The 18,085-nt window shown below is 63.1% G+C and carries 24 protein-coding genes; 21 read left to right on the top strand and 3 right to left on the bottom strand.

What is annotated here, in order from left to right; translation table 11 throughout:
- Positions 1-94: 94 nt before the first annotated feature.
- From K9D25_RS02820 to K9D25_RS02830, 3 genes are all read right to left on the bottom strand, one after another.
- Positions 95-415, bottom strand: a complete 321-nt coding sequence (locus K9D25_RS02820) for a hypothetical protein (RefSeq protein ID WP_244379033.1) — start codon at positions 413-415, stop codon at positions 95-97.
- A gap of 2 nt (positions 416-417) precedes the next feature.
- Positions 418-615 (bottom strand): hypothetical protein, encoded by a 198-nt coding sequence (locus K9D25_RS02825; RefSeq protein ID WP_244379034.1) that lies wholly within the window; start codon positions 613-615, stop codon positions 418-420.
- A 113-nt stretch (positions 616-728) separates the two neighbouring features.
- Positions 729-1,553 carry a LexA family transcriptional regulator gene (locus K9D25_RS02830; protein ID WP_244379035.1) on the bottom strand — a complete coding sequence of 275 codons (825 nt, stop codon included), beginning with the start codon at positions 1,551-1,553 and terminating at the stop codon, positions 729-731.
- Positions 1,554-1,917: 364 nt separating this feature from the next.
- Here K9D25_RS02830 and K9D25_RS02835 point away from each other — a divergent pair, with 364 nt between their 5' ends.
- The 21 genes from K9D25_RS02835 (at position 1,918) to K9D25_RS02935 (ending at position 18,038) form a co-directional block, all read left to right on the top strand.
- Positions 1,918-2,151: a hypothetical protein gene (locus K9D25_RS02835; protein ID WP_244379036.1), complete on the top strand. Its 234-nt coding sequence runs from the start codon at positions 1,918-1,920 to the stop codon at positions 2,149-2,151.
- A gap of 29 nt (positions 2,152-2,180) precedes the next feature.
- Positions 2,181-2,399: a hypothetical protein gene (locus tag K9D25_RS02840; RefSeq protein WP_244379038.1), complete on the top strand. Its 219-nt coding sequence runs from the start codon at positions 2,181-2,183 to the stop codon at positions 2,397-2,399.
- Between the two features lie 93 nt (positions 2,400-2,492).
- On the top strand, positions 2,493-3,278 hold the full coding sequence (locus K9D25_RS02845; protein WP_244379039.1) for an ATP-binding protein: 786 nt from the start codon (positions 2,493-2,495) through the stop codon (positions 3,276-3,278).
- 10 nt (positions 3,279-3,288) lie between these two features.
- Complete coding sequence (locus K9D25_RS02850; protein WP_244379041.1) at positions 3,289-4,116, top strand: hypothetical protein; 828 nt, start codon at positions 3,289-3,291, stop codon at positions 4,114-4,116.
- Positions 4,117-4,176: 60 nt separating this feature from the next.
- Positions 4,177-4,740, top strand: a complete 564-nt coding sequence (locus K9D25_RS02855; RefSeq protein WP_244379042.1) for a DUF669 domain-containing protein — start codon at positions 4,177-4,179, stop codon at positions 4,738-4,740.
- Between the two features lie 70 nt (positions 4,741-4,810).
- Complete coding sequence (locus K9D25_RS02860) at positions 4,811-5,677, top strand: hypothetical protein (RefSeq protein WP_244379044.1); 867 nt, start codon at positions 4,811-4,813, stop codon at positions 5,675-5,677.
- The gene (locus K9D25_RS02865) at positions 5,674-6,084 is read left to right on the top strand and encodes a hypothetical protein (RefSeq protein WP_244379045.1); all 411 of its coding nucleotides are present in this window, start codon (positions 5,674-5,676) and stop codon (positions 6,082-6,084) included. The genes K9D25_RS02860 and K9D25_RS02865 overlap by 4 nt, the downstream gene beginning before the upstream one ends.
- A complete protein-coding gene (locus tag K9D25_RS02870; RefSeq protein WP_244379046.1) occupies positions 6,084-6,224 on the top strand; it encodes a hypothetical protein in 141 nt (46 codons plus the stop codon). Before K9D25_RS02865 ends, K9D25_RS02870 begins: the two co-directional genes overlap by 1 nt.
- 22 nt (positions 6,225-6,246) lie before the next feature.
- Entirely contained in the window at positions 6,247-7,302 is a 1,056-nt protein-coding gene (gene dnaN, locus K9D25_RS02875) for a DNA polymerase III subunit beta (RefSeq protein ID WP_244379048.1), read from the top strand.
- A complete protein-coding gene (locus K9D25_RS02880) occupies positions 7,302-7,640 on the top strand; it encodes a hypothetical protein (RefSeq protein WP_244379049.1) in 339 nt (112 codons plus the stop codon). The genes dnaN and K9D25_RS02880 overlap by 1 nt, the downstream gene beginning before the upstream one ends.
- Positions 7,640-7,822, top strand: a complete 183-nt coding sequence (locus K9D25_RS02885; protein ID WP_244379051.1) for a hypothetical protein — start codon at positions 7,640-7,642, stop codon at positions 7,820-7,822. Before K9D25_RS02880 ends, K9D25_RS02885 begins: the two co-directional genes overlap by 1 nt.
- Before the next feature lie 92 nt (positions 7,823-7,914).
- Positions 7,915-8,772 carry an oxidoreductase gene (locus K9D25_RS02890; protein ID WP_244379052.1) on the top strand — a complete coding sequence of 286 codons (858 nt, stop codon included), beginning with the start codon at positions 7,915-7,917 and terminating at the stop codon, positions 8,770-8,772.
- Between the two features lie 50 nt (positions 8,773-8,822).
- The gene (locus K9D25_RS02895) at positions 8,823-9,674 is read left to right on the top strand and encodes a hypothetical protein (protein ID WP_244379053.1); all 852 of its coding nucleotides are present in this window, start codon (positions 8,823-8,825) and stop codon (positions 9,672-9,674) included.
- A 57-nt stretch (positions 9,675-9,731) separates the two neighbouring features.
- Positions 9,732-10,238 carry an RNA polymerase sigma factor gene (locus K9D25_RS02900; RefSeq protein WP_244379054.1) on the top strand — a complete coding sequence of 169 codons (507 nt, stop codon included), beginning with the start codon at positions 9,732-9,734 and terminating at the stop codon, positions 10,236-10,238.
- A 45-nt stretch (positions 10,239-10,283) separates the two neighbouring features.
- Entirely contained in the window at positions 10,284-12,050 is a 1,767-nt protein-coding gene (locus K9D25_RS02905; protein WP_244379055.1) for a DEAD/DEAH box helicase, read from the top strand.
- Positions 12,047-12,628: an MT-A70 family methyltransferase gene (locus tag K9D25_RS02910; RefSeq protein WP_244379056.1), complete on the top strand. Its 582-nt coding sequence runs from the start codon at positions 12,047-12,049 to the stop codon at positions 12,626-12,628. The genes K9D25_RS02905 and K9D25_RS02910 overlap by 4 nt, the downstream gene beginning before the upstream one ends.
- Positions 12,619-13,308: a DNA-methyltransferase gene (locus tag K9D25_RS02915; RefSeq protein WP_244379057.1), complete on the top strand. Its 690-nt coding sequence runs from the start codon at positions 12,619-12,621 to the stop codon at positions 13,306-13,308. Before K9D25_RS02910 ends, K9D25_RS02915 begins: the two co-directional genes overlap by 10 nt.
- Before the next feature lie 167 nt (positions 13,309-13,475).
- Positions 13,476-13,676, top strand: coding sequence for a DUF6511 domain-containing protein (locus tag K9D25_RS02920; RefSeq protein WP_244379058.1), 201 nt, complete (start codon positions 13,476-13,478; stop codon positions 13,674-13,676).
- Entirely contained in the window at positions 13,676-14,371 is a 696-nt protein-coding gene (locus K9D25_RS02925) for a hypothetical protein (RefSeq protein ID WP_244379060.1), read from the top strand. Before K9D25_RS02920 ends, K9D25_RS02925 begins: the two co-directional genes overlap by 1 nt.
- A gap of 517 nt (positions 14,372-14,888) precedes the next feature.
- Positions 14,889-17,261 (top strand): bifunctional DNA primase/polymerase, encoded by a 2,373-nt coding sequence (locus tag K9D25_RS02930; protein ID WP_244379062.1) that lies wholly within the window; start codon positions 14,889-14,891, stop codon positions 17,259-17,261.
- A 270-nt stretch (positions 17,262-17,531) separates the two neighbouring features.
- On the top strand, positions 17,532-18,038 hold the full coding sequence (locus K9D25_RS02935; protein WP_244379064.1) for a VRR-NUC domain-containing protein: 507 nt from the start codon (positions 17,532-17,534) through the stop codon (positions 18,036-18,038).
- The last annotated feature ends 47 nt before the right edge of the window (positions 18,039-18,085 follow it).

Here is an 18,085-nt window from a genome sequence, read left to right on the forward strand (position 1 = left end):
GTCGCCCGTCCATTCGGCATCGCTAAGCTCGCGCTCTGCGTCGCGGATAGATGAGGCTATGGGGCGGATGCCGTGGGAGGACTGGCGCATGGGATCACGCCGCCTCCCGCTCGACGCTCATCTCGGCGAGAACCGTCTCGCACTCGGCGGCGTTCAGCCGGTGCCGGACAGCGTTGGCGGCATGTGCCGCCGCCTTACCGCGCGCCTCAGAGGCCCGCCAGGTCTGGCCGCGGCGCTCGTTGCGCTCCGCGTCTTTGATGAGGTCGCGCGCCATCAGGTTTTCGCCGGCTGCCTCAATGGCGTTCCAGCGCGCGACGGCTGCCAGAATGCGGTCATAGGCGGCGAGCGGCGCACGGCCATACGCGATGTCGACGGCGGTGGGGGTGCCGGTGCTGGTGGTGAAATGAGCGCCCATGATCACGCCGCCCCGCTTTCGAGCTTGGAGAGGCGGAGCGCCGACATGGCGTCGTCCGGGTGCTGTTCGACGTGGCGCCGATGCGCCTGCGTCGGCTCGCGCTTGCGGCGAGGCTTGGTGGTCTGGCCGCTCTTGGCGGCATCACGTCCGTGGGGGTGGATAGACTGGCCGGCGGTGGCGGTGCGTCTGCGGTCGTTCATGGCGGGCTCCTCTGACCGGCGGTGCGCCGGCTTCGGGGAGCAATGTGCTACGGTATGTGTAGCCCGTCAATGGACACGCTACGAAAAAAATAGCAGCCAGCGCAACGCTTGGTCTAACCCCTTGTAATCCTGCCTGATATCCGCCCTAGAATCGTAAGCTCATGTAGCGCTACCTTTTGCTCTGCGCTCGCCGGGTTGTCGGAAATCACGCGAACGGTGGGGGGTGAGCTATTGAAAACGTACTCGAGTCGTTTGATGCGCGGCGCGCTTTGCCCGTCGGTGATGAAATAGACTCCATCGTCAGCGAAATCGCGAACCCTGAGGTCAATAATCACTCGGTCGCCGTCGCGGTATGTCGGGGACATTGAGTCGCCACGCACCGGAGCAATGATCGTTTGCGCCGTTGATAGTCCAAGCTCGTGGCGGACGAATGCGTCAGGGAATTTCCATTCAGCAACGACGCGGTGCCCGCTGATCGAGGCGCTGCCAGTGGGCAGGCTGTAAACATCACCGACAATTCCCTCTCCCGCGCCGGCCGATATGTCCAGTTCCGGGAACGCGCCAGGGATCACAGGCGAGTACCGTTCGCTCTCTGTGTAGGCGCGCTGGTCATCATCGAGCGGGATTCGCTTGAAATCGCTGTCAAGCGAGGTGCGAGTAAACTGGTGGTCGATGTCGTCATTGAGGAGCGGGTCGGCCCAGACAGGGCCCTTCCCAGTCATCAACCACGGCAGGTTCACGCCCAAATAGCTGGCGATCTCATCCCATCGACCATTCGGACGCAGTGCCCTGTTTTTGGTGACAATGTTGCTGATGGCACTACTCGGACGATCGAGCGCCTTGCCAAGGCCGGCCTGGCTTTTGCCCTTGGCAGCGCCGAGAGCCCAGCCAACCCGTCCACCGATGCTGGACAAATCGTAGCGCGAAGCATTTGACATGCTACGCTTCTTGCACACCTGCAGGACATTGTCCGCTACGAAAAATGTAGATCGCTGTTGACCTGCGCTACGAATCGTGTAGTTTGGCGCCATCAACCACGCACCACCGAGGACATGGCGATGACCCCCGCGCCCTGCACACCCAGAAGATTAAGATCCCACCGTCTCCCCATGCCGCCTTAGCCATGGACGCCAGCTGCTCATATGCGGCCGGCGCCCATGGTCTTTTTGTGTAGGCATCAATTTAGGACAACTCCGACCAAGCACCGATATTTCCCCACACGACGAACCGCGCGCCTATATGGCCCGGTGCGGCAGATGCCGCGGAAAGCTACAGCGCTACATCGCGACCACCGGAGACACCATGCCGGAAAGCGCACCGAAGTTCGCCATTGGCGACAATGTGACGGCACTCATCAAAGGCCGCGTCACCGCCGTTACCGAATACGCAAACGGCTATTTCTCTTACCGCATCACCGGCGTCGAGCCGACTGGCGACCGCTACAACAAGTTCATCGACGAGCAATTCGTGCTGCGCGCCGATGACGTGGCGTGCGACAGCGCCGAACTGCCGGCGTTCGTTACGCGCGCCTCCTGACTTCCTGACACCACCAGGACAAACACCACATGACGCAGTTCAGATACGCGCTCGGCGAACCCGTGCGCATTGCGAAGACTGGTGAAATCGCCACGGTGCTCAAGCAGCACCGCACCGGATACGGCGACTATTACACTGCCCGCCGCGCAAATGACGGCGCGCAGCTTGAATTCCCCGAGGAGCACCTGCGGGCGGCAACACCCCTCAACAACGTCGTTCCGTTCCCGGCTGTAGCGAGGGCGAACTGATGTTGGAGGTGACAATCATCGCGTTTGCGGCGCTGGCGATCTGGGCGCTGATGGGCGCCGCCGACCCCGAACAGCCGGCGTGAGGGGTGGGTGATGGCAATTTCCCTCTCGTCTCTCAAGTCGTCCAAGAGCACCAATCCGCCCATCGTCGTGCTCTACGGCGTGGACGGCATCGGCAAGACCAGTCTTGCCGCCGAGTGGCCTGACCCGCTCTATCTCCCCACCGAAGGCGAGCGCCCGCCGTCTGATGTGGACATGCCGACACCCGGCACCATCAAGGCGCTCGACGATCTGTGGTCTGTCGTCGGCGATCTTCTCGACACCCAGCACGATTTCAAGACCGTCATCATCGACTCGCTCGATGGCCTCGAGGGTCTGATCTGGAAGGCGACATGCGCCCGCCTCGGCGTGTCCTCGATCGAGGAGCCGGGCTATGGCCGCGGCTATGTCGAGGCCGACGCCGAATGGCGTGAATTCCTCGCCGCCATGGGCGAGTTGCAGCAGGCCGGCATTGCCGTCGTGCAGCTGGCGCACCCGGAGATCGTGCGCTTCGACTCGCCCACCACCGACCCTTACAGCCGCTACACCATCAAGCTGCATAAGCGCGGCAACGCCTTGGTGCGTGAGCAGGCCGACGTGGTGGCGTTCATGAACTACCGCGTGACCCTCAAGGAGAAGGAGGTCGCGCCGAAGAAGACCATCACCCATGCCGAGGGCGGCAAGGAGCGCCAGATCCACCTCGTCGAGGGCGCCGGCTTCGTGGCCAAGAATCGGTTCTCGATGCCCGACAGTGTCCGGTACGTCAAGGGCGCCGGCTTCGCAGAGCTTTCCAAGTATTTTCCCGGCGCTGTGGCGCCGTCGGGCCGCAAGGCGGCGTGAGGAGGGGATGATGAGTGTTGAGAATGTGAAGGTGGGTGACAAGGTTCGTTTTTGGGACGACGAAGACACCTGGGTGGATATGACAAACGGCAAGAATTATGAAGTGACCCATGTGTTTGAAAATAGCTATTCTATCCATGACGACGTTGGAGACACGAGGAATATCAGCAAAAGCTGGGATGAATTCTCCATCGCCTCCCTCTCCGCCAACGACACCGTGCGCCTGAAGTCCGGCGAGACCTTCACCACCGGCAGCTATACCGCCGAGGTGGACAGCGTGACCGACGACAAGGTCATCCTCAGGCATGGCTCGTGGCTGCCGCTTGACGCGGTGGAGAAGGTGGAACACCGGTTCAAGGTTGGTGACTATGTGCGTGTCACTGACAACAGCACGCCTGGTGGCTTCTTCAAGCCCGTAACGCCTGGCACGGTCGCGAAGATCGCCCGATCAGCCAGTGGTGATGGCTGGATGCTGGAAGGCTCTGGAATCTACTTCTACACCGACAACCAGCTTGAGCCCGCCGAGCCGCCGAAGTTCAAGGTGGGTGACGGGGTGCGGGTGCAGGAAGGCGACGATGTGTGGGAATCCACCATCGTTGGCTTCGACGGAACATATTTCATCGTCGAAAAGTCAGACGGTTGGCCGGACAGTGATTATGGATCGGGCCGCTTTTGGTACGTGAACGATGAAAGTCTCACGCTACTCCCATCGGGCGCTCCCTCCCAGCCATCTCCCCGCGAACCCCTCGTCGTCACCCTGTCGCTCGACGCGTCGTCATTCTCACGCGATCTCGCCGACCAGTTCCAGCGCATCGCCGAAGCCCTGCGCGCGGCGTGAGCGGCACCCACACCAGCACTAGCACGCACACCACTAGCCACCACCTAGGAGACTATCCACATGGCTTCTCTCGGCCAGCGCTTTGACGCGACCGCGCACGACACGACGCAGAGCGACTATTCTGAACTGCCGAACGGCATCTATCTCCTGGAGATCGAAGCGTCTGACGTCGCGCCGACGAAAGACGGCAGAGGCACAATCCTGAAGGTGACGAACCGCGTCATCGAGCCTGCGGACTATGAGGGGCGCAAGCTCTTCGCCAACTTCAACCTGGAGAATCCCAGCCCGCAGGCGCAGGAAATCGGCCAGCGCCAGTTCGCCTCGCTCTGCCGGGCTATCGGCGTCAACGACGTCGAAGACAGCGAGGATCTTCACTTCAAGTCGTACACCGCGAAGATCGGCCTCGGGAAGCCGTCAAAGGACGGCCAGTACCCCGCTCGCGCCGAGATCAAGCGGTACTACTTCCCGGACGCCGACGAGATTCCCGCGCCGGCCATCGACGACACCCAGCCAAAGCCGGCAGCCAACGACAATCGGCCCGCCGCTCGCCCGGCTGCCGCACAGCCGGCTGCCGCTGCCAAGCCGGCTGGAAGCCGCCCCTGGGGCGCCAAGCGCGCCGCCTGACCAGAAGAGCGCCGGGCGGCCACACCACATAGCCGCCCGGCAATCACCACACACACGGCAGGCTGGATAGATGAACACACACAGCAAGGCAAGCGTGGCGCGTGTCGCCGACAAGTACGCGCCAAAGGACGGCGTCGTTCTTGGCCACGTCCCGGAATCTTGGGGCGCGCCATCTGCGGCGCCCATAGCGGTGGGGCACAACGGGCCGCCACCTGACGAGACCCCGCGTGACGAGGCCCCGCGTGTCGAGGACCCATCATCCTACGACGCCATCCGGCAGGAAATCGAAGACCTGTTCCTGGAGGCGAAGAACTGGGCGGATGGCGAGCCGATATCGGACCAGAAGCAGGCCGATGCGGTGACGGAGCTACTGGAGCTTATCGCCGATGCCATGAAGCGCGCCGAAGAAGCGCGCAAAGAAGAAAAGCGTCCGCTGGACGAGGCCGTCGCCGAGATCCAAGAGCGATATAATCGCCTCATCGGCAAGACCACGAAGCTCACCGGCCGCGCTGTGCTCGCCAAGGAGGCACTGCAGGGGCTGCTGACGCCGTGGCGTAACAAGCTTGAAGAGGAGAAGCGCGCCGAGGCCGCGCGCCTGGCCAAGGAGGCGGCCGACGCGGCTGCAGCTGCGCAGGCCGCAATGCAGGCCAGCCGCGGCAATCTCGAGGAGCGTGAGAAAGCCGAGGAACTGTACCAGGCGGCGCAGGACGTCGAGCGTGTGGCGAAGCGCGCCGACAAGGCCGCGACCACCAAGACGGGCCTGCGCAGCGTGTGGAGCGCCGAGATGGTGGACCAAGAGAAGGCGCTGGACTGGGCGTGGAGCTACGCGCCGGAGCGCCTGGTGGCCGCAACGCAGCAGCTTGCCGATGAGGCAGTGCGCGGCGGGATGCGGACGGTGCCGGGGTTCAAAGTGACTGAGGAGAGGGTGGCGCGATGAGCATGAACACCACCGACATCCAGGCCCTCATCGACGCCATACCTGCCCGCATGGCGGACAAGGGCCTGCGGCAGCCTGATGGGGAGTTCTGCATCAGGGCAAACTCGACGCCGAGCGTCATGCTCAAGTGGTGGAAGCAGAACGGCATCAGCAACACCCACTATGAGTTCCTGCGCGCCGACACACCGGCGGAAGCACTCGACAAGGCAGTCAAGTTCATCGCTGCCATGCCGAGTGCCGAAGAGGCCAAGCGCAACACGTTTCTGGAGGCGCTGGCGAAGGTCGTGGACCTCGGCAACGAGCTTGGCCAGGACGTCGGAGCGCTGGTGAGCGAAATGAAGCGATTGTCTGAGAACGTCATCACAGACCAGCGCAAGGTGCATGCCCGGCGAAGGAGGGCTGCATAATGTACAACTTCCCCGACCTCGCCCCGCTCATCTACTTCGGCCTGTTCGGCCTTGCCTGCGCTGCCATCATCGTGCTCGGCAGTGCTGGGTGGCTCGCCTATCACCTCTACATGGCGTTGGCCTTGTATCTCGGCGCGTAACACCACCACCAGGACACACCACATGAACATCACCGTGCAGCGCGCCGATCTGGCGCGCGTGCTTGGCGCCGTCTCGCGCGTCGTCGAGCGCAGAAACACCATTCCGATTCTCGCCAATGTGCATCTCTCGGCCGGCACGGACACACTGACGGCGCGTGCCACCGATCTCGACATCGAGATATCGGCGAGCCTGCCTGCCACCGTCGCCAAGTCCGGCGAAACCACTGTCGACGCGGCGCGCCTGCTCGACTTCGTCAAGCGCGTCTCCGGCGACACCATCGACATCGGACTGGCTGACGACACTCTGACGCTGAAGGCGGGCCGAAATCGCGCCAAGCTGCCGACGCTGCCGGCGGACGAATATCCGACGCTCAACGTCGGCGCGTTCACCACCGAATTCGATCTCGATCTCGCTGACTTCGTCGCGCCGGTGGCCTACGCGCAGTCGACGGAGGAGACCCGCTATTACCTGAACGGCGTGTACTTGCATTCGACCACGGACGGCCTGATCGCAGTGGCCACCACAGGCCATGTGCTGGCCAAGCGGACTGGCGCTGACATAGGCACCGTTCCGGCCTCTATCATCCCGCGCAAGGCCATTGCGGTGCTGCCCAAGGGCGAGGCGCGTGTGTCGCTGTCGTCGTCGAAGATCCGCGTGGCCAGCGGTGACACGGTGCTGACGTCGAAGCTCATCGACGGCACATTCCCGGACTATGGCCGCGTCATCCCGCTCCGCAACGACAAGGTGGTGCGCGTCGACAAGACTGCACTGAGCAAGGCCACAGATCTCGCCATGACCGTATCGGAAGGCACGTCGAAGACGGTGCGGCTTGAGATTGCACCTGGCGGCATTCAGGTGTCGTCGCGCGGACCCGGTGGCGAGGCGGGCGCGGACATCGCCACCGACTACAGCGGCGAGCCAATCACCATCGGGTTCAACGGCGCCTACCTAGTTTCGACGCTCGCCGCGTTTGGCGGGGCCGAAGTGGACATGTGCCTCGCGGATCCCGGCTCGCCGGCTGTGTTTCAGGCGGGCGGCGATCTGCTGGCAGTGGTTATGCCGATGAGGGCAGCGTGATGGGAACGGTGACGGTTCAGGTCGACGTTGATGTCGACGAAGCGCTTGAAGACATCAGCACGGGTGACCTTGTGCGCGAGCTTGCAAGTCGTGGGCGCGAAGTCGTGCTCGACGCGCTCATCATGCTCAAGACCGGCCGCATTGACGACGGCATTGCCGCGCTCGAGCGCGAGTTCTTCCCCCGCTACGCCGACGAGTCGGAATGCCGGGCGGCATATCAGCGGGCGATGAGCACCAGCCCGCCGCAGAAGATGGGCGGGCTGGACGGCCACATTACCAAGGCTCTGGGGATGACGATCGCGGCGCACTGCGGCGGGCCGGACGTGGAGGCGGCGTGATGGTAACGGGCAAGACACGATACCGCACAAACTGGCGCGGCAAGGTAGTGCTGCAGGTCGAAGTCGCGGGGCGCTGGGGCAATACCTGGCGCGACGCGACGCTGGCGGACATCTCCACAGAGCCGGCCCCGCTTCCGAAACCAGAGCCGGAGTTCACCTACATCGACAGCGTGTTGGGCTAACCGTGCCACCCCTACCTCGCCCCGAGTCCAGCACACTTCGCGCTGTGCGGCAGGCACTGACAGAAGGGTACGATGACTGGGAATCCGTCGGAGTGCCGGCAGGCGACATCGGCCTGGAGTGCGACCGCGCCCTGTGGCTCGCGTTCCGGCGCGCCTCGGTGCCGGAGCAGATCGGATGGCGGCAGCGCCGCATTTTCGAGCGCGGCAACATCGAGGAGGAGCGTCTGCTGGATCTGCTGCGCCTCATTGGAATCGAGGTGAGTGGCCAACAGGACAAGGTGCGCGCCGTTGGTGGGCATCTACGCGGCAAGATCGACGGGAGAGCCATCGGCATCGTAGAGGCCCCTAAGAAGGAGCACATCGTCGAGTGCAAATCCATGAAGGACGACATCTTCAAGAAAGTCGTCAAGATTGGCGTGAAGGATGGTAAGCCGGAGCACTACGCCACATTCCAATTTTACATGTTCGGCCTTGGCATAGATCGCGTGCTCTACATGGCGTCAAACAAGAACGACGAGGATCTGCACTTCGAACGCGTGCCTTATGACGCCGACTTCGCCATGCGCGCCGTTGCGCGTGTCGAGCGCGTCATCAGCATGCCAGAGCCGCCATCACGGCTCTGCACCAAGCGCGACGACTTCCGCGGCAGGTTCTGCCGGCAGGCAGAGGTGTGCTGGGGCGAGACGTGGGCCAGGGCGCACTGCCGGACGTGCCTGCACGCCACGCCCCTGATGGACGGCAACGCAGGCTGGGACTGCGCGCGCTGGTCAAAGCCGCTTTCGCTGGCGGAGCAGGACGAGGGCTGCCCTGCGCACCTCTATGTCCCCGGACTGGTTCAGGGGCGCCAAGTGGACTGCGACCCGGACAACGAGACGATCACTTACGAGATGCCGGACGGGACGCTGTGGACCGACGGCGCGAGCGACGACAGGGGCCAGAACGCGGCGTAGCGCCGCTAGAGGCGATTAGCTTTCGCTAGTTTTTTCAGAGGAACCTACCGATGACCTATGAGACCGAACGCCGTCAGATCGTGACGGCGCTGCCGGCGCACTTCGACCATGCCTTCGTCGCGGGTGGCGCCGTGACCAGTGTATTCACAGGCGCCAAGATCAACGACGTGGACCTGTACTTCAAGTCGCGCGCCGCGTTCGAGCTTGGAGTCTACCAAGCATACGAAGACGGGCTCTGGTGCGTTGCCGCCAGTAAGCGCGCCGTAACGTTCGCTGACCGCAGCAACAACATCGCCCAGCTTATGCACTTCGATTTCTTCCCGACCGCCGAAGACATCTTCGCTGCGTTCGACTTCACCATCGTGATGGGCGCGCTGGATCTGGATACGGGCAAGAAGCAGAAATACAACCCCGTCAGCTTCGAACTCTATGACGTCGGTGAAGACGCTCCCGACTCCGGCTTCATCCTCCACGACGACTTCCTGAAGCACAACAGCCAGCGCTTCCTGCGCTTCAACCCCGGCACGCGCTTCCCGCTCGCCTCGGCGTGCCGTGTGCTGAAGTACCAGCAGCGCGGCTACACCATCGGCAAGGGCGACATGATGAAGATCGCGCTCGCTGTCCGTGGTGTTCGAATTGAGTCTTGGGATGACCTGAAGGACCAGATCGGCGGGGCCTATGGCGACAAGGTCGTGCTTGAGAACGAACACCTACCGTTCAGCCTCGCCGCCGCAATTGAGGCGCTGACCGTCGACAAGGCCGAAGACGAGCCGTGGCAGAAGCCAGACAACGACAACATGCCTGGTACGCCCGAAGGTCTGCTGCGCCACATCGCCGGACTCAAGGGCGAGGAATGCGTGCCGCCCGTGTTGGATGCTGACGGCTGGCCAGTTGCCGCATGACCGCCCCCAACGGCGGGCGCCGTCCGCCTGACTCCTCCATCCACGCAGGACACCACAATGCACGCACACAACGACAACGCCACTGCCAAGCGCCCGGCATGGTTCGACGCCAAGCTGCTGGCCTATCGAAAGGGCCTCTTCGCCCTTGCCAGACGCCGCGGCTACGTCGGCGACGAGGCCGATGACCTGGTCAACGACGTCTATGTGCGCTGCCTCGCCAACTGGCAGTCGTACCGTGAGGAGGGGTCGTTCTTCGCCTATCTGCACTGGGCCATGCGCGGCATCATCGCCGAGAACAAGCGCCGCCGTGCGTGCCGTCCAGTGCTGGTTGGTGCGCGCGAAGACGTGGACATCACCGCCACAATGCCGTCGCAGGAGCACTATGCCGAGCTTTCGCTCGCGCTGTCCCGCCTACAGGGGCGCAACGGCACGGTGGTGCTGCGCCAAGCCATGGGCGACGACCTCGCCGAGATCGGGCGTAGCCTTGGCGTCGGCCGTGAGCGCGCACGCCAGCTTGCGGAAGCCGAGCGCCTGCGTCTGGCAAAGATGGGGATGGCGGCGTGAGGAGCGAAAAGCGCCAGCGCTCCCGTTGTGCTTCGGAGTCAAGCCATGCCGCTTGAGCTCCGCCCCTATCAGCAGGATGCGGTTGACGCCGTCTTCGACTATTGGCAGTCGGAGCCGGGCAACCCGCTCGTGGACCTCGCCACGGGATGCGGTAAGAGCCTCGTCATGGCCGAGCTTATCCAGCGCCTGGTGCAGGGCTGGCCGGACATGCGCGTGCTCGTCGCCACCCATGTCGCCGAGTTGATTGAACAGAACTATCTCGAGCTTCTGGGCTCTTGGCCGTTCGCTCCGGCCGGCATCTATTCCGCTGGTCTTGGACGGCGCGACCGACATGCGCAAATCCTGTTCGCCGGCATTCAGACCGTGTGGAACAAGGTCGTCAGCCTCGGCCATGTCGATGTGCTGATGGTGGATGAGTGCCACCTCATCCCGGCGAAGTCCGAGACGATGTACGGCAAGTTCATCGCAGGCCTGCGAGAGGTGAATCCTGACCTCAAGATCGTCGGCCTGACCGCCACACCCTTCCGGCTGGATAGTGGGCGACTGGACGAAGGCGATGATCGGCTCTTCGACAAGGTCGTCTATGAATACGGCATTGGCGACGGCATCCGCGACGGTTACCTCGCGCCGCTTTCGTCTAAGGGAACAGACACAGGCTTTGACCTTAGCGGCGTCGGGCGCATCGGCGGCGACTATAAGCAGAGTGCCCTGCAAGAGGCTGTCGACAAGGCCGCCGTGACAGCTGCCGCCGTGCAGGAAATAGTCGCCAAGGGCCGCGATCGACGCTCCTGGCTGTGTTTCTGCTCCGGCGTGGAGCACGCGCTGCACGTCCGTGACGAAATCCGCAGCCATGGAATCAGCTGCGAGACGGTGACGGGCGATACGCCCAAAGACGAGCGGCGCCGTATCATCGAAGACTTCAAGGCCTACCGGCTGCGCGCCATCACGAACAACTCGGTGCTGACCACGGGATTCAACCACAAGGGCGTCGACCTCATCGCGGCACTTCGCCCGACGCTTTCGGCGTCGCTCTATCTGCAGATGATGGGCAGAGGCACAAGGCCGCTCTACGCGCCCGGAGCGTCACTTACTGGGGTTGAAGACCGTCTCGCGGCCATCGCCGCCGGTCCAAAACCCAACTGCCTTGTGCTGGACTTCGCCGGATTGGTGCGAAAGCACGGGCCGGTGGACATGGTGCAGCCGCGGGTTCCTGGAAAGGGACAGGGCGAGGCTCCTGTGAAGCTGTGCCCGCAATGCGAGGAATTGGTCCACATCTCGGTGATGACGTGCCCGTGCTGCGGGCACGAGTTTCCGCCGTCAGAAGATGTGAAGTTCACGGCCCAAGCCGACATCGCGCCCATCCTCTCCACCGCCGAGCCGGTATGGCATCGCGTCACCGGCCGCACCTTCCGCGAGCACATCAACAAAGATCCGAACAAGCCGCCGAGCGTGCGCTGCGACTACAGGCTCGGCATGGCGGTGCAGAAGGAATGGCTTTGCCCGCAGCACGCCGGTTTCGCGAAGTCGAAGGCAGACAGGTACTGGGCAAAACACGGCGGCGCCAGGCCGTTTCCGGCGTCGGTCAATGAATGGTTGGCGCGGGCCGGTGAGCTCGCGCCAACCCTGGAAGTCCGGCTGAAGCCGGCAGGGCGCTACCAAGATGTGGTGGATTGGAAGCCCGGCGGCGGCAACGACAACTACGCCGCGCCGCCAGTGCCCCAGAAGCGCAGCCTTGGGGCGCTGCTGGCGGCAACAAGGCCAGCACCAGAGCCGGCGTGGACCGGCGACCTGGACGACGAGATTCCGTTTTGAGCGAGGTTCAGATGCAGAGCCTACCAGCCGGCCCGTTCGGCGCCATCTTGGCCGATCCTCCCTGGCAGTTCACCAGCTACGGCGGCAAGCACCTGGCGCCCACACTCGGCGCGCAACCGTACAGCACTATGTCGCTCGCCGACTTGAAGGGGCTTCCTGTCGCCGACAGCGCCGCGAAGGACTGTCTGCTGTTTATGTGGACCGTGTCCCACCTGCAGCGCGAGGCAATGGACGTGGCCGCGGCATGGGGGTTCAAGCCGGTCTCGATCGCCTTTGTTTGGGACAAGGGCCGCATGGGCATGGGGTACTGGACTCGCCAAGAGGCAGAGATTTGCCACCTGTTCAAGCGCGGCAAGCCTCGCCGGATCGGCAAGGGTGTCAGGCAGGTCATCCGCGCGCCGCGCCGCGAGCACAGCCGCAAGCCGGATGCGCAGTACGACCGCATCGAGCGGCTCGTCGCTGGCCCATATCTCGAGATGTTCGCCCGTCAGGCCTGGCCTGGGTGGACGGCATGGGGGCTAGAGGCGGGGAAGTTTAGCGCGGCGAATGATAATCAGGAGGTGCGGGCATGCGCGTAGAGCGGTTCGACGACATTGTTCTTTACAACGCTGATTGCCGCGACATCGCGCCGGCTGCCGTGTACGCGACCATCATTACCGACCCGCCCTATGGCATGGAGTTCAGATCCAACCATCGCAGCACGAAGCATGCCGCGATAGCCAATGATGGCGATGTTGGCATGCTGCAATGGACATGCGGCCTCCCTGCTCGGCATAGCAAGTACATCTTCTGCCGATGGGACAATCTTCCAGACGTTCCGAAGCCGAAGTCCATGATCACATGGGTGAAGAACAACTGGTCTATGGGTGACCTTAAACATGAGCACGGGCGCCAGACCGAGGTTGCCCTGTTCTATCCCGGCGAAGACCACTTCTTCGCAAATGGCCGCCCATCTGATGTCGTGCGCGCGCCTCGGACGGGCAACACCGACCATCCGACGCAGAAGCCGGTAGAATTGATGGAACAGGTAATTCTATGGACCGACGGCGTGGTGTTCGACCCGTTCATGGGATCTGGAAGCACCGGCGTTGCGTGCGCGCGCCTCGGACGGGGATTCGTCGGCGTCGAGCTTGACGCCGGCTATTTCGACTCGGCGTGCCGCGCCATTGAGCGCGCCATCGACCAGCCGTCCATGTTCCGCCCGAAGCCGGCCAACGACAACGCCGTCACTGCGTCGCTCTTCGGTGACGCCGCATGACCGCCCCCACACCCCCGCCCAGCGCAACCCGCCTCAACAACTACCTCATCTGCGCCGTCTGCGGCAGGCCAGGCACCGGGCACGGCTGGGCCCCCAGCGATAGGCATCCCATCGCCTGGCTCTGTGACGACCCGGACTGCATCCCACTAGCAAGGGACACGTATCGCATGCCTCAGCAGAAACTGACTCGCATCGAGCGCCTCGCCATCCGGGAGGGTGGCGACAAGGGCGGTGAGTATCTGGATTCCATCCAAAAGACGGACCTTGCATCGCTGACCGAAGACGAGTGGTGGGAGTTCCTCGAGCGCATCGAGGCCGGGCGCCGCGAGGCGCTGGTGACGACGCTCAAGCACGAAAGCCCGTTCTGATGGAGCATGCCAACGACAACCTGCGCGTTGCGGCTGGCGCCGGCAACACGATAGCCGCGCTCTACGTCGAAACCGACGGAGCTTATTACGGCATCCCCGGCGTCGACCCGTGGGACGAGGTGAGGGATGCCCGCCAATATGCCGGGCCGTACCCCGTGGTGGCGCACCCGCCGTGTCAGCGGTGGGGTAAGTTCTGGGCCGGCCAACCGCTGTGGATCAAGCGCACCGGCGAGCGAAAAAAGAAGGGAGATGATGGTGGGTGCTTTGACGCGGCGCTGAAAGCAGTTCGACGTTGGGGCGGCGTACTTGAGCATCCGTGGCAGAGCCATGCGTGGCCGCACTTCGGATTGAACGTGCCTCCGCGCTCAGGCGGCTGGATTGTGGCCGACTTCTATGGTGGCTGGACGTGCTGTGTGGAGCAGGGGCGTTACGGTCATTACGCGCGCAAGCCCACGCTGCTTTATGCCGTTGGCGTCGAGCTGCCAGAACTTGAATGGGGCGAGAGCGAGATACGGCTGGATCCGGCAGTCGTCGCACGGATGGGCCTGAAGCGAGCAAAGCGGATCGGCGAAGTCGGGGCGAAGGGCGGCGGCACCAACAGCACACCACGGATTCATACCCCTGTGCCGTTCCGCGACATCCTGATTGCCATGGTCCGCTCTGTCGCCACCACCAACCTGCAGCGCGCAGCCTAATTCCAGACCACAGGTTTTTGCATGTCCCTAGACCTAGCCCTGTCCTATGCCGCTATCGGCTGGCCCGTGTTTCCGTGCTGAAGGGGGTTGTCTTGACCGGCGCTGGAGCGGAATCGGCATACACCGCAAACCTAGAAGACCTTCCATGGAACAAGAGGCCCAATCACCGACGCAGGTGCAGTGGGTCCACACCGTTCGCCAATCTAGGCAAAATCATCTGTTCCAATGGATCGATCCAATACAAAGCCTTTTGCCCTGAATGCGGCGGCAAAGGAACCGACTTGCCGCATGAGCAGATAGCCGGACTAGATGAGGGCCGTATACCGGTACTGGCTGCACACAAAATCACTCCATGTGAGAGATGCGGTTCTCTGGATGGCTCAGAAGTACATCATTGGGCACCGTCACACCTCTTCAATGATGCAAACGAATGGCCGACCAGCCATCTGTGCCGCAAATGCCACTCCGAGTGGCACCGCGTCGTTACCCCGAACATGTCAGTCAAAAGGGCCGCATAATGCTCAACGGCAGCGCCACCATGACCAACTCCCCTTATTCTCGCTGCGGCGCCGAGCTCGTCGACATGGGCTACAGCGCCATTCCCATCATGCCGGGGAGTAAGCGCCCTGGGTCCGTGTCGGGCGGGCAATGGTACGGCGACATGGACTGGAGCCGGTTCTGCGACCGCCTCCCCACCGAGATCGAAACCAGCATTTGGTCGCGGTGGCCCGATGCCGGTGTTTGCGTTGCTATAGACAAGACACTGAAGGTCATCGACATCGACACCGACGACCAGGATTTGCGCGCAGCTATTGAGGCTGTGCTGCCTGAAAGCCCGGTGAAGAAGCGGGGGAAGAAGGGCTATAGCGCGTTCTTCCGCGGGTCAGACAACATCGTAAACCGACCGTTCAACCTGCTGCTTCCTGGCGGGTTCGAATCGCGCGTCATTGACCTGCTCGCCTACGGTCGTCAGACCGTGCTGCCGCCGACCCTGCACCCGGACTCTGGCAAGCCCTATGAGTGGACCACGGAAGACACACTCATGGACACGCCACTAGAAAAGTTGCCGGAGCTTCCAGATGACATCGCAGAGCGGCTGGTCGAGGCGCTGCGCCCGTTCGGGACCGTGCAGGAGCATAGGCAGCAGCAGCGGTCTGGTGACGCGATATTCGGCGATACGATCTGGCGCGAGGCGAACTCTCACGCGCTGGACAACCTCGATCTGTGGGTGCCGGCGCTTTTCGGGCAGGAGGCGCGCCGACAGCGCGATGGCAGCTACCGGGCTAGGGCGTTCTGGCGCGGGGTGGAGAATTTCAACGTCGGCATTCACCCCACTGGCATTACGGATTGGGGTGCATCGCTGTCCTATACTCCGATCGATTTGGTGATGGCAGCCAACTGCACCAGCTATCACGAAGTTGCCTACAAGTGGCTCATCGAGCGCACGGGCTACGCGCCGAAGGAGGATAAATGGACCCTGGGGGCGATGCGCAGCGCGGCTGTGCTCGCCGCTAAAGCCCGCGCTGCGGCGACTGTGGAAGAGGTGCCGGCCGGAGGGCATGACCAAGCCAACGACGATACTCCAGGAAACGACGACGTGGAGGAAGTTGTTCCTGTGCGTGCGCCGCGGGCAAAGATGGACCCGTTCTCGCCTGACGTGGCTGGTGGGCTTATCGAGCAAATCGCAAGGTGGATACTCGACACGGGACGACGCCCAGTGCCTGAATTCGCGGTCATGGCGGCAACGTCTTTCGTCGGCACCATGTACGGCAGGCAGGCAATTGGCCCGACGGGGGCAGGGCTCAACACCTACATGGTTGGCATAGCCGGGCCGGGGTTCGGCAAGGAGCACCCGCAGAAGTCGCTCCACACGCTCGCCATGGATACACGCAAGCCGTACCTCATCGGGCCGGGGGAGGTGACGTCCGGCAGTGCAATCGAGAAGGTGTGCCGCAGCAATCCGGTGTTCGTCATGCCGTGGGACGAAATGGGAGTTGTGATGCAGTCCGTCACGGGCACCGGTTCGTCGTCATGGGCGAAGACCATTCGCAAGGTGCTTCTCGAGGTGTTCTCGAAATCAACCAGCGTATGGTCTGGCAAGGAACATGCCGACCCGACGCGAGTGGCGACAACGGAGCCAATCCACTGCCCGACCGTATCGCTGTTCGGCATGTCGACGCCGACGACGTTCTACCGCGGCCTTTCAGAAGAAACGCTGTCCGACGGCTTCATCGCGCGCCTCGTGGTTGTCGAGGTGAAGCAGCGGCCAGAGAGACAAGAGGCGCCTCCGCAGCAGATCACGCCGCCTTCGCTCATCAACGCCATCAACAAGGCTCACGAGGCGCTTCCTGGCGGGACGCTGGCCAAGGCCAACTGGAAGAATGCCACCATGCGCCCGACGCTTTACACGGTGCCGTGGGCCGACAAGGAGGCCGAACAGAGGTGGCTGGCAATCGAAGATTGGCAGATCTCGCAGATAGAGGACAACGGCGCCCACGAGGGACTCATAGGGCGAACCGCTGAGCACGTCATCAAGCTCGCCACTATCAGGGCGCTGTCGCGCGACCCATCGGCTCCCGCGGTAGACGTGGACGACGTGGAATGGGGTTACGGCATCGTTCAGCGTTCCATTGACTGCGTCGATACCGGCATCGCCGAGTACATGTCTGGTTCGCAGTTCGAGGAACTGTGCAAGGCCATCGTCGCCGCCCTGCGAAAGTCGGAGGATGGCGTGATGCGACTGTCGCACCTTGTGCGCAAGAAGGGCATCTCCAAAGCCGACGACCGCATGGTCAAATCGGCCCTCGAGCGGCTTACTTTGGCGGGGGATATCCACGCCCCCGAAGCCTCTGCAAACGGTGTCAGGATACGCCTAAAGGAGGCTGCTTAGAGCGTGAATTTCGGTTTGCACGCTCCACCCTGTTTTGCACGCTCCCCCTTGAGAGCGTGCGGAGCGTGCAGAGAGCGTGCAAATTTTTTGCACGCTCTTTCTTCAACAAAATCAACGTTTTAATATAGAGAGTGTAAAAATGTAAGATATCTCTCTCTCCCCTTATTTTAAGGGTAATTCCGCGATGAGAGATAATATTTACACGCTCCCCAAATCGGCATCTCGGTTGTGCCTATGCAGCTACACAACCAGCCCATCAGGACCAGCCCCATGCCCCGTATCGTCACCCGCAAGCGCACCAGCGTCACCACCACCGGCACGCGGGTTGTCACGACGCACACCGCGGAGGCTCCCGATCTCGAATGGCGCCTGCAGGCGGCTGCGGTGCGCCGGCTCCGCGCCCGGCCCGACTACACCGCCGATGCCGACAAGCCCGGCGCGTTCGCCCTGGCCGGGGACATGAATGCCGGGCGTCGTGGGCGGCAGGAGGCTGTCAAGGCCAAGGCCACTGGGCTGGAGGCTGGTGAGCCTGACCTGCGCGTCTACGGCGCCCACGGGCGGCTGCTGATGATTGAGCTCAAGGCCGAGAACGGCAAGCCGAGCGAGGCGCAGATCAACCGGCACGCGCTGCTCATCGGGCTCGGCTACATGGTGGTGACAATCCACGCCACCACCGAGGACGAAGCCGCTGACCTTGTCGAGGCGACAGTTGAGGAGTGGCTGGCGATGGCTGGATGGGCGGCTAACGACAACGCCCCCTCGCGGCTGGCCGCCTAAGGACAACTCCGGCCAACGTCTGGCATTGCACCCGCATCGCCGCTGCC

Origin of the sequence: Ancylobacter polymorphus (assembly GCF_022836935.1) — a bacterium.
Lineage (GTDB): Bacteria > Pseudomonadota > Alphaproteobacteria > Rhizobiales > Xanthobacteraceae > Ancylobacter > Ancylobacter polymorphus_A.